This is a genomic window from Prevotella pectinovora (assembly GCF_041323955.1).
GTDB classification, from domain to species: domain Bacteria; phylum Bacteroidota; class Bacteroidia; order Bacteroidales; family Bacteroidaceae; genus Prevotella; species Prevotella pectinovora.
Genome location: NZ_JBGLIV010000001.1, coordinates 307741 through 318665, shown reverse-complemented (window position 1 = coordinate 318665; position 10925 = coordinate 307741). Strand labels below are relative to the sequence as shown.

The window sequence follows — 10925 nt, the reverse complement described above, 5'->3', positions numbered from 1 at the left end:
CCTGACCTTCAAACCCATCCTGACCTTCCCTAAGGGAAGGAACAAGTTACTCCGGATATTGACACCAGACCAAACCTGACCTCAAGCCCAACAGCACAACATAATCACTCCAGCCCCCACCTAACCTCCCCCGAAGGGGAGGGACAGTCACTATTGCCATTGATAAACCACTGATAATCAGACGACTACTGACGAAAATCATGTAGCCAATGGTATCCGTCCCTCCCCTTCGGGGGAGGTTAGGTGGGGGCTGACAGCAATAATCGGAGTAATCAGTTCCTTCCCTTCGGGAAGATTAGGATGGGTTTGAGGTTAGGATGGGTTTGAGGCTAGGTGGGGGCTGATGGCAGTATGCGGAGTAATAACACTGAAACCGCCAGGAAAGGGAGTGTGTCAACACTCTCAAATCCAAATAAATCCATAATGGAATCCAAAATCATTGGCCAAATTAAATCAAAAAAAATGGATCCGTGAAAAGACCAATCCGTGTCAAGTCCGTGGAATCAGTGTTTCATTTTTTTTGATTTGTGTCCACGCCGAAGGCTGGGGACACAACATCAACACGGAATGAGAATATCGGTGAGAATATAGTGTCCATCGCCGCAGACTGATGGACACAGGGGCTAAAACGGATAATATAAAAACGCAATAAAATATAAAAGGATAAGAAGCTTATGGTTACATTCAAAATATTTCGCTAATTCTGGAAGATTTTTATAACCACTTTATTAGCAAGCAGTTCTGAGGATAAGGTAAAAATGAGGTAATGATTTGGCAACCCTGTCTATTTCTACGTTCTGCTGTGAGTTGCTGTCAATGTCTCTCGTCTTGGTACAAAAGTAGCAATAAAAATCGGATACACATCAAAATGTCCCATGATTTTTATCACAGGACGTTTTTTATCTTCGCTGAATAATCCGGTTTAACCGTTACTTCTATTTTCGGCAAGTTGCGGGCTATGATTGCTGAAATTTATACTTTAATCCATACTCTTCCAACTTGCTATACAGCGTTGTACGTCCGATTCCGAGCAATTCGGCGGCAACCTTGCGGTTTCCGTTTGCCTGCTTCAACGCGCGTAAGATGCGTTCCTTGTCCTCCGCATCGTTTCGCAAGGCGAAGCTGACAGGTGAGGTCGGTTTCGTTACGGCAAGTTCCAGATGCTCTTTCATGACAACTCCCGTCTGTGCCTGCAACACCGCGCCCATTATCTTCTGCCGAAGCTCACGGACATTACCCGGCCACGGATGGGTCAGCAATGTCTTACGGGCTTCCGCATCGAACCCAGTCACGCTACATTCCAATTCATTGTTGGCAATCTCACGGAAGAACTCCGCCAACGGCATGATGTCCTCCTGACAGTCACGCAAGGGCGGAACAGTTATCTCGAAGTCGTGCAAACGGTACAGCAAATCCTGTCGGAAACGTTTTTCAATGACCGCTTTCTCCAGATCCTCGTTGGTGGCGGCGATGATGCGGACATTGAAGCTCTTGTCCGTCTTGTCACCTATAGGGCGGTATCTCCGTTCCTGTATGGCACGGAGTAACATCTGCTGGGTTTCCAATGCGAGATTGCCTACCTCATCCAAGAACAATGTGCCACCCTCTGCCTCATTGAAGTATCCTTTCTTTGTGCTGTCCGCACCCGTAAACGCGCCTTTGACATGTCCGAAGAATGCCGAGGGCGCAAGGTCTTTGGAGAGTGAACCGCAGTCCACAGGCACAAACGGTTTCCCTGCCCTTTTGCTCTTATCATGCAGATGGTGGGCGATATGCTCCTTGCCCGTGCCGTTCTCTCCGAATATCAGCACGCTCATATCAGTAGGGGCAACTAATCTTATCTGTTGCATGATTTTCTGAAAGGCGGAACTGTCACGGGCAAAAACGGGCATACGATTTCGTCCGATACTCCGTTCTTTCAGGATGGTATGAAGCAGAGGCATAAGTTTATCCTCCACAAGCTGCTTGGGGATATAGTCCAGCGAGCCGAGTTTCATACTTTCGACTGCCGTATGCACTTCGGCATAGTTGGTCATGATGATTAACGGTTGTGTCATGCCTTCCTTGCGCATCCATCGTAATAGGTCGATGCCGTCACCGTCGGGTAGTCGTAGGTCAGAAACCACGATGTCCCCGTCTGAGGCTTGTTGCAGAAGTTTCTTCGCGGTCGAGAGGTGGTAAGCCTGCACGGTACGGAATCCTTCCCGTGCCAGCAGGTTGCAGACAAACTCGCAATACACGATATTGTCCTCCACCACGATGATTCTTGTTTTATCCATTTTCGTATTTTTCCTTTCTTCTTTTGCCTGCCGGATAATTTCAGCACCTTTATCCAGCACAGCCGGTCACCGCTTTGCATATCGCTTCGTCATCTGGAGTGGCACTTCCATGAAGTTGGGCGTAAAGTTCCCTCAATGGCTGGTCGGCACGGAGAATCTGCCATGAACTTCGCAGATGGTGTGTAAGTGTGTCCAGTTCTTGGAGGTCTTTACGCTGTTCTGCATCCTTGACCGCCTGCATTTCCTTTTCGGTTTCCGCTATCAGTTTGTCCAGCATGACGGATTCATTGCCATAAGATAGCAGAGTGGAAAAATCCGGCTTTTCATCCAATATGCTGCTTAATGCGCATTTATCCGTAATCTCCATCAGTTCGGATATGGAGAACGGCTTGAACAGGCATCCGGCAAATCCACGCCCTATAAGTTCCTCCTTGCTGCAACTGCCCGAAGCGGTTGTCACGACTATGGGAATACTCTTCGAGTTGCCTACATTGGATGAGCGCAACAGTTCCAGCAGTTCAAAACCGCTTATCTCAGGCATATTCAGATCCGTCAGAAGCAGGCTGTATTCCTTTTTTCGTATCAGCTCCATCAGTACCGAAACATTGGTACAGGTATCGCAGTGCATCCCTTCATGGGCATACATTTCTTTCAACATAAGGAGAAGTACCTCGTCATTGTCGATGGCAATCACATCATGGCAGATATGATTATGGCGCATTTGCGCTTGAATTGTCTGTTCCGGCAGTTCCTCGGCTGTCTGCATGGGAATTTCCACCGTGAAGCGGCTCCCTTTGCCTTTCTCGCTTTCCAAGCGTATAGTTCCACCGAGCATCGCCACAATACGCTGCACGATGGACAATCCTAATCCGAAGCCGTCTTTTGCGGCGGCATTTGAAAGACGTTCAAATGCACCGAATACTCGTTGTTGCTCATCTTCGGTCATGCCCGTACCGGTATCTTCAACGATAAGTTTCAGCAAACCGTTATCATAATCCGCTGCCAATGATACACTACCGTTATCCGTGAACTTGATGGCGTTTGACAACAAGTTGTTGCCGATTTGCAGGATACGTTCCTTGTCGGTCAAAACCACCGCATCGGTGTGGCTCTCCACTATCAAAGTCAGCCCCTTGTTCATGGCAATGGGCATGAACTCCGTTTCAAGAATATGCGTGATTGCGGAAATCCTGCAAGGGGAAAGGTTGGGTTGCTCCTTGCCGTTGTCCAGACGGAAGAAATCCAGCAGCGTGTTGAGCATCTCCCGCATACGCTCGGAAGATTGCCGGATATTATCCACATACATGGTGCTTTTATCCGCGCTACAACTTTTCTGCATCAGTCCGGCATAGCCTCATTTTGTCAATCGTATTTTTTCGTGGTAGAAGTAGTTTACGATGACAGGTTTGCCTTTTTCCGAGCGTCCGTATGGCAGATCGTTTATACGATACGGGAAGCCCTGCTCCTTGGCGTAATTTGAAATGTCCTGCTCCAATGCCTGCCAGTATTCAAGCCTTTTTTTATTGTAAATTTCCTCGTAAAGCGGTATGAGGTCAGGATACTTCTCACGGATATACGTCATTATCCCGCCTTTGAACTGCCCGCGTAAATTCAGGTTTTCAAGCCAGATTAAATCAGCATAATCTTTTACCTCCTCTATTATTGCCTTTACGTCTGTTATTCTGGGGAATATGGGCGAGACGAAGCATACGGTGCGGATACCTGCCTCGTATGTCTGACGCATCGCTTTCAGACGGCGTTCAATGCTTACGGCGTTGTCCATATCTGCGCAGAACTGCTCGTCGAGCGTATTGACAGACCATGACACAGTCACTTTGGGAAAACTCTTCAACAGGTCGAGATCGCGAAGGACAAGATCGGACTTTGTGCATATCATAATCTCGGCATCGCTTCCTCGCAGCTCTTCGAGCAGCCTTCGGGTACGGTGGAATTCTTCTTCATACGGATTGTAACCGTCCGTCACAGACCCTATTACAACACGTTCACCGTCGTATTTATGAGGATTCGTTATCGGCTTCCAGTTTTTTACATCTAAAAACGTACCCCACGGCTCGGTGTGCCCGGTGAACCGTTTCATGAACGATGCGTAGCAATACCTGCAGGCGTGGGGACACCCTACATAAGGGTTGACCGAATATCCTCCCACCGGCAGAGAGGATTTGGTCATTACACTCTTTACATCTATTTCCTTTATTGTATCCATATTCATTGTATTCGTCTGGTAAATTGTTCCGGCAATTCCTGAATCATTCTTTCGTCGCCCATAATCGGCAGCAAATCCTCTTTCATGAACACCGGTATGCCATGAGCCTTTGCCTGTTCTGCAATGCTAAGCACCCATTCGGGGCGCGAATATGACTTTCCTTTTCGGTTTCCGGTCTCTGTGCCTATGACAATCCAGTCAATTCCCTCGAAATCAATCTCGCCGATATCATCGAAGAGAGGTTCAAACGTGACATGGTAGTGTCGTGCTTTGATATTCTTTTTCAAATCATCAATCCTCCTTTTCTCGGAACTGCGCGTAACGGTCACGCCCATCCATACGTTCTCGTCGTCAGAGGAGAAACTGATTTTGTCAGGGCGCTTCGTCAGAAAGATATAGGCGTGCTGGGGATTGCTGCTGATCCGCTCGAAAATTTCTGCGTTCCATTCAGGCTTCCAATCGGAGAAATCGCTCATTCCTGTCATGAGCCACACATGAGGACGGGACGTATCGATGATGCGCAGTTTTCGTTCCATGTATTCAGGCACGGAAAAGTCGTCGGTAATGTGGAAACGGCGGCAGTTGTTACGGGCATAGCAGTAAGGGCATCCTATAGTGCACCCTACCACTATGTTCATGTTTTTTATCAGGGATTTAATGCAGACACTCATAACACAACTGTTTCTCCGTCCTCCGGGATAATCAGCCGGCTCATGTCGGCTTCGTGATGCGTTGCCTCATTGCGCAGAATTGCACGGGTGGTCTGGCAATGGTCGATGGCATCCATGTGTACGGCTATCAGCTTGATATGCGAAGGCAATTCGTCAAGTATCTGCATCACTTCGTTCTCGTCGGGGATGATAGGACCGTCCGTTTTGGAAAATTCGGGAAAGATTGCACCTCCGGAGTTTACCACGATATAGTCAGGATTGAACCGTTCCACGGTGTCTCGGATACATGCTTCCCATCGGCAGTCACCCATTATATAAACGGTCGGGAAGCCCTCGGCTTTTAGCACATAACCTGATACAGGTCCCATCATCTGCCCGATCTGCCCGAAACCATGATGTCCGGTCGTGCGGTAAATGGATATGCCGTCTATTGTTTTTATTTCTTCGATGGGTATCACATTTGTAAATCCGTCGTTTCTGATGGCGTCCGCGTCCTGGGGCTGAACGTAGAAAGGAATTTCTTTGGGCAAATGTGTGGGGACACTCGGCTCGTAATGGTCGATGTGATTGTGGGTCAGGAGCACCATGTCCACGCCTCCGATAATATCCTGAATAGGAATGGTGAGGTGTACCCTCGGTGTTTTATTCACACCGAGGGCCGATATCAAAGTGCCTTTGTCGGCTAAAACGGGGTCAATTAGCATGGTGTGTCCCGCATACCTGATTTTCAAGGTGGCATTGCGCACCAATTGTACTGTAGATGTCTTTTTCATGACTATATGTCTTGTTATTGATTACGGGTGCAAAGTTCGGAAGAATCCGGCGAAACATCTATGCCTGAAAAAACGGTAATTATGCCATTTTGATAAATGAAATCCTAAAATCCGCAACTATCATCCAATACACGATTAAGGGTAGATTTATGAGTCGTTAGTAGCAGCTTTCAGTAAAAAGCAACAGCACAACATCAATATGTAGCCACCATCCCCTTACCCCACGATGCGACTTGAGGTAATACGCAGATTCAAACCGGAAAGAAAGGATTCTTATCCGAATTCTGTTTTGAAGGGTTTTGCATAAGCTCGGTTCTCTGTGTAGATATTCAGCACGTATTGCCTTGCAGTCATGATCCACTTGGCAGGTACGGAGATGAATCTGAAGACAAAAGCCTTTATGCGACTCGTTTTCTTGAGCCCAAAAGCCTTGGTGTCAAGCCTGCTCATGATGGTCTTGTAGAAATTGTGTATCAATGCAGTAAGCAGAAGAAAGACAGTATTCTCCGCCATGAATGACTTGGGGAGCCTGCTCCAACCGAATCCGTTGTTCATGTCGTCAAAGATACGTTCCTTGCCGCCACGCAGATTGTAGAATTCAACAATGTCCCTTGTCGATGACTTGTAATCGTTGGTCAGAATACAACGGTAAGTGTATTCGCCTTCCCACAGGTCAAGGTCGCCACTGTTGCGTCTTTGTCTCTGGATGACAAGACGATAGCACTTGCCTTCCCATTTCTCAACGAGAATGGAATTGAGTTCGAACTGGATGCCGTTAATCTCCTCCGTCTTCCATCCTCTCAGAGCAAAGATGTCATTGTAGAGCGAACTGCATCGGTTGGCACGGATGTAGAAATGTTTGCAATGCTTCTCTATCTCACTGACGATTTCCTTCGAGCAGGAACCGCAGTCTGCCCTGAAGCGATTTACACGGATGTTCTGGGATTCCAGAAGAGCGAAGAATCTCTTATGGGTGTCTGCCTGATGAAAACGCACATTCGTGTTACCATCGCTGTTCTCGATATAGACTATCTTGTCACCGATAACATATACGCCAGGCCTGTAGCCGAGGAACTTTTTGTAGGTCGGTTTTGCATCATACTTCTCCGTTTCAAGGAACTGATGGTCAAAGTCAACATCGTATTCCTCAATTTCCTTCAACTCGCCTGTAGAAACCAAAGCGTTTATAAGCAATGTGTTGAGTTTGTCTGCAGTATTGAAATCATAGGTCTTGCCTTGGTCGGAAGTATAGGAGATGTTTTCCTGTGTCAGTTCCTTGATGGCTCTGAGGATGGTATCAGAGCTGCATGTACGAAGGGTAGGATGATACGAGAGATGGCGCATCAGTTGTGACGTTACATCTTCCACGCATGAGCCGCCACAGAAATAAACGCTCATCAGCGAACGGACTATCTCGCTGAACTGATATCCGAAGATACTGCTGCATCTCTGACCCAGTGTTGAGTCGATAACGGGTGAAAGCATGGAGTCAAATTTCTCCATGATTGAAAAAATTCCTCCAAAAGGTGTGAGTTTCTCAGATTTAATTTGTATTTTTGCCATGTCATATTAGAGTTTTGCTTGTTTTCTTTTTGCAACACTAAGATAAGTGAAAATTCTGACATGGCAAAATCCTGGGCAACTTTTTGTTGCTCAGGAACTTATAAATAAAGTTAAATTATAGTGTTGCGGAATTAAGGGAAATTATTATCTTTGCAAAAACGACAAGGATATGGACGAGATAATCAACCCTGATCGACTGGTCAGCGTACCGTTCAACAAGACACGCTGCGGCGTGGATTTTTACATCAATACTGCCATAAACAAGGACATCGGACTTGTGCTGACAGAAAACAAGCGGTTTAAGACAGACTTCTTCAGCTTCTACTTTTTCCGTAAGGCAAACGGATATTTGCTACTGAACTTCCGCAAGATTGAACTGCGCGACGGCATGGTTCTCCTGCTTTCACCCCATCAGCAACAAGAGTGGCATGTAGATGAGACGGCGTTGGATTACACGTTCCTTATATTCCGCGAAGATTTCATGCGTACTTTTATCGCCGACAAGTTCTTCGTTTTTCGCCTTTTGTATTGTTACCAGACAGATACGCCGCCTTACATCAATGCCACACATGACGAAATGAAGGAATATATGCGGCTGCTCGGAAAGATTAAGTATGAGCTGATGAATCCAGTGTCCGATACGTACAATATCATTGTTTCCTTACTATATTATCTTTTGCTGATTATCAATCGTACATACGCTGCCGCCTATTGCTTGCCCGCTGAAATTGCTAAAAACAATTTCGCTTTTCGGTTCAAGGACTTGTTGGAACAGAATATCCGCACCCACCAGCGGGTGCAGGAATATGCAGACATGCTTCATGTCAGTCGCATCACACTCAATAACTCAGTAAAAGCCCAATTCGGAGTATCAGCTACCCATTTGATAAAACAACGTCTGCTTGAGGAACTGAAGAACGAATTGCTATTCTCCAACCGCACTGTCAGTGAAATGGCGGATGATTTCAATTTCTCTGATCCGAGCCATCTCATGCGCTTCTTCAAACAGCAAACAGGCAAAACATTTACTCAGTACATGACGGATTACAATAAAGGCATATACGAATAACTTCTTAATATAGTCGATAGCGGCTATCGAAATATGGTTGTTGATGTTCAGGCGTTTTTGTACTGCATGAACCATTTTACGATTTCTGGATCTTCGTGCGAGCCGAGTAAGAAAGGCTTGTCGGTATCCAGCGTCTTTATCCGTGCCATGTCGTCGGCCGACAGGGTGAAGTCTAATATGTCGAGATTCTGCTTCATGCGTTCCGGTTTCACAGACTTAGGAATAATTATGCACACTGATATTTATCGCGCCCGGACAGGTGTTCGGTGCGGAAGATGACGGCATGCAGTTCCAACCAGATGGCTACCTGCTTATGTTCCATCCCGACCTGCTGCGGAATACACCTCTCGGGCGGATAATGCGTGAATATTCGTTCTTTTCCTACGAGACAAACGAGGCATTGCACCTTAGTGTGGAAGAACGGCAAATCATCATGGATTGCTTCCACAAGATTCAATATGAATTGAACCATCCGATACACCGTCACAGCAAGAACCTCATCACAGACAGCATCAAGACGTTCCTTGATTACTGCACACGTTTCTATGACCGTCAGTTCATCACACGCGACAACCAAAACCGAGACATCCTCGCAAGATTTGAGCGGTTGCTTGACGAATACTTCCATGATGGGGCTGCTAAACGGATAGGCTTGCCCACTGTACAGTATTGTGCAGACAAGCTCTGCCTCTCGCCCAACTATTTCAGTGATTTATTGAAAAAAGAAACAGGTTCAACCGCCCTGCATTTCATTCATGACAAGTCTATTGAAATAGCCAAGACGGAACTTGCATCTACAGACGACACCGTTAATGAAATCGCCTATAATCTCGGTTTTCAGTACCCGCAACATTTTACCCGACTGTTCAAGAAAGAGGTAGGTTACACTCCGAATGAATATAGAGCGCAAGTGTCGTGAGAATTGGATTAGTACAGAATATTAGAACCCAACACCTCTCTTGCGCTTAACTTTCTTCCTTCTGCGAAGTATATCCACCATTTCCTGATTGGCTTCCGCATCAGCAGCGTTATAAGATGAGCCACTGCTTTTTAGCAATCCCCAAGAGCCGTTGAACAACTCGCTTTGTGCCGTGCCGGACGGTGCGCTTGGTGTAGCCGTTTCATATATTCCGGCTGTTATTCCCATACGTTCCCTGCATCTGTTGTGCTGCAAAGCCGCGTCAATCTTGGAATAACTGAAACGCCTGTCCACTTTGGAGCCGTTGAAATGGTAGCCATTCATGGAGAATACAACACCCTGCACCTCGCTGGTCTGCCCCTTATGCTTGAAATGTACTTCCACTCCCTGCCGTTTCAGGTTGGCGATAAACACGTTCCAGTTGCCGCATCTGCCGACTTCCATTTTGATGATGTCGTAAAGCGCATATTTCGTCCTGTCTGGCTCTTTCAGGCGGTTGCGTTTGACATTGTCCTTTCCGCCAGCCATATGCAAGCCGTATTTCAAGGTCAATTCCTTGCAGATGCGGGTACTGCGCAGACGCTCGTGCCTGTCCGATATGGTATTGCCGTTGTTGTCTATGCGGTTGAAAGCAATATGCACGTGCGGATGCTCCTTGTCGAAATGCTGGGCGATGAAGAACTGCGTATTCTTGATTCCCATCCGTTCCATATATTCAAGCGCGATGCCTGCCATGATACGGTTCGTCAGCCGTAACTCATCCTCTTTGGAAAAACTCAACGCGATATGTCCGACAGGTTTTGTCACCTTATCGTTCATCCGTGACTGGGCATTGAAACTCATGGCGATAGTTTCCAGATTTTCCATAAACAAGCCTTCGCTTGCTACTATCTGCGTATCCTTCTTCTTGTCGATGATGTAATCCACCGCACCCTTGAAGTCGCTTCCTTTTACGATTTTCGCCATCATATCCCTATCTTGGTTATAAGTTCATGAATCCTTGCCACTGCCACCTTGCAGTCCCACCGTTCATCGTGGAAGCCTCCGGCGTTTGCCTTACGCGCAAGCTGGTTGAGATTGTTAGCCATGCCGCAGAGTTGGCGGATGTATCCGGCATGTTCCTCCGACAGCCGTTCTTTCACATGACCGTTACGGAAACATTCCCTCATGTACTCGCTTGGTGATACGCCCGCCTCATGCGATCGTGTCAGCAGGCGGAAGTAGTCGGCTGCCGTCATTTTCACTGCGATACGGTATTTCAGTTTCTCGGTTGCTTCCTTCTTGGGGCGACCTCCCTTGTTGCGTTCCTTGTGTTCCTTTGTCTGTTCCATATTTTATTCCTTTTAATTCGGTTACTGATTCAACTGTATAGACCGACGGGATGCCACCTCCTGCAATTTGGATGGTGGGTGGCAAGCGGTTTCGGT

The 10925-nt window shown here is 47.0% G+C and carries 10 protein-coding genes and 1 pseudogene; 2 read left to right on the top strand and 9 right to left on the bottom strand.

Annotated features, from left to right (window positions below; genetic code table 11):
- Positions 1 to 956: 956 nt before the first annotated feature.
- The 6 genes and pseudogenes from ACDC99_RS01305 to ACDC99_RS01280 form a co-directional block, all read right to left on the bottom strand.
- The gene (locus ACDC99_RS01305) at positions 957 to 2279 is read right to left on the bottom strand and encodes a sigma-54-dependent transcriptional regulator (protein WP_005775887.1); all 1323 of its coding nucleotides are present in this window, start codon (positions 2277 to 2279) and stop codon (positions 957 to 959) included.
- Positions 2272 to 3633 (bottom strand): annotated as a pseudogene (locus ACDC99_RS01300) (sensor histidine kinase); the annotation flags it as partial. The pseudogene ACDC99_RS01300 and the gene ACDC99_RS01305, both read right to left, overlap by 8 nt.
- A complete protein-coding gene (locus ACDC99_RS01295) occupies positions 3634 to 4509 on the bottom strand; it encodes a radical SAM mobile pair protein B (protein ID WP_004329298.1) in 876 nt (291 codons plus the stop codon).
- The gene (locus tag ACDC99_RS01290) at positions 4506 to 5174 is read right to left on the bottom strand and encodes a radical SAM mobile pair protein A (protein WP_004329299.1); all 669 of its coding nucleotides are present in this window, start codon (positions 5172 to 5174) and stop codon (positions 4506 to 4508) included. The genes ACDC99_RS01295 and ACDC99_RS01290 overlap by 4 nt, the downstream gene beginning before the upstream one ends.
- Complete coding sequence (locus ACDC99_RS01285; RefSeq protein ID WP_004329300.1) at positions 5171 to 5947, bottom strand: MBL fold metallo-hydrolase; 777 nt, start codon at positions 5945 to 5947, stop codon at positions 5171 to 5173. Before ACDC99_RS01285 ends, ACDC99_RS01290 begins: the two co-directional genes overlap by 4 nt.
- Before the next feature lie 273 nt (positions 5948 to 6220).
- A complete protein-coding gene (locus ACDC99_RS01280) occupies positions 6221 to 7510 on the bottom strand; it encodes an IS1380-like element IS612 family transposase (protein WP_005814044.1) in 1290 nt (429 codons plus the stop codon).
- 169 nt (positions 7511 to 7679) lie between these two features.
- Between ACDC99_RS01280 and ACDC99_RS01275 the strand changes: the two genes are divergently transcribed.
- Positions 7680 to 8579, top strand: a complete 900-nt coding sequence (locus ACDC99_RS01275) for a helix-turn-helix domain-containing protein (RefSeq protein WP_004329302.1) — start codon at positions 7680 to 7682, stop codon at positions 8577 to 8579.
- Positions 8580 to 8626: 47 nt separating this feature from the next.
- Here ACDC99_RS01275 and ACDC99_RS01270 read toward each other — a convergent pair whose 3' ends face one another.
- Positions 8627 to 8791, bottom strand: coding sequence for a hypothetical protein (locus ACDC99_RS01270; protein ID WP_009016553.1), 165 nt, complete (start codon positions 8789 to 8791; stop codon positions 8627 to 8629).
- A gap of 71 nt (positions 8792 to 8862) precedes the next feature.
- On the opposite strand from ACDC99_RS01270, the gene ACDC99_RS01265 reads away from it, so the two are divergent.
- A complete protein-coding gene (locus tag ACDC99_RS01265; RefSeq protein WP_224201639.1) occupies positions 8863 to 9498 on the top strand; it encodes a helix-turn-helix domain-containing protein in 636 nt (211 codons plus the stop codon).
- Positions 9499 to 9519: 21 nt separating this feature from the next.
- Here ACDC99_RS01265 and ACDC99_RS01260 read toward each other — a convergent pair whose 3' ends face one another.
- Together ACDC99_RS01260 and ACDC99_RS01255 are read right to left on the bottom strand one after the other, a co-directional pair.
- On the bottom strand, positions 9520 to 10467 hold the full coding sequence (locus tag ACDC99_RS01260) for a relaxase/mobilization nuclease domain-containing protein (protein ID WP_370755466.1): 948 nt from the start codon (positions 10465 to 10467) through the stop codon (positions 9520 to 9522).
- Positions 10464 to 10829: a MobC family plasmid mobilization relaxosome protein gene (locus ACDC99_RS01255; protein WP_004329306.1), complete on the bottom strand. Its 366-nt coding sequence runs from the start codon at positions 10827 to 10829 to the stop codon at positions 10464 to 10466. Before ACDC99_RS01255 ends, ACDC99_RS01260 begins: the two co-directional genes overlap by 4 nt.
- Positions 10830 to 10925 lie beyond the last annotated feature (96 nt).

Coding starts and splice junctions, on each gene's coding strand:
- ACDC99_RS01305 (WP_005775887.1), bottom strand. CDS start 2,279: ATGGATAAAACAAGAATCATCGTGGTGGAGGACAATATCGTGTATTGC.
- ACDC99_RS01295 (WP_004329298.1), bottom strand. CDS start 4,509: ATGAATATGGATACAATAAAGGAAATAGATGTAAAGAGTGTAATGACC.
- ACDC99_RS01290 (WP_004329299.1), bottom strand. CDS start 5,174: ATGAGTGTCTGCATTAAATCCCTGATAAAAAACATGAACATAGTGGTA.
- ACDC99_RS01285 (WP_004329300.1), bottom strand. CDS start 5,947: ATGAAAAAGACATCTACAGTACAATTGGTGCGCAATGCCACCTTGAAA.
- ACDC99_RS01280 (WP_005814044.1), bottom strand. CDS start 7,510: ATGGCAAAAATACAAATTAAATCTGAGAAACTCACACCTTTTGGAGGA.
- ACDC99_RS01275 (WP_004329302.1), top strand. CDS start 7,680: ATGGACGAGATAATCAACCCTGATCGACTGGTCAGCGTACCGTTCAAC.
- ACDC99_RS01265 (WP_224201639.1), top strand. CDS start 8,863: ATGCAGTTCCAACCAGATGGCTACCTGCTTATGTTCCATCCCGACCTG.
- ACDC99_RS01260 (WP_370755466.1), bottom strand. CDS start 10,467: ATGATGGCGAAAATCGTAAAAGGAAGCGACTTCAAGGGTGCGGTGGAT.
- ACDC99_RS01255 (WP_004329306.1), bottom strand. CDS start 10,829: ATGGAACAGACAAAGGAACACAAGGAACGCAACAAGGGAGGTCGCCCC.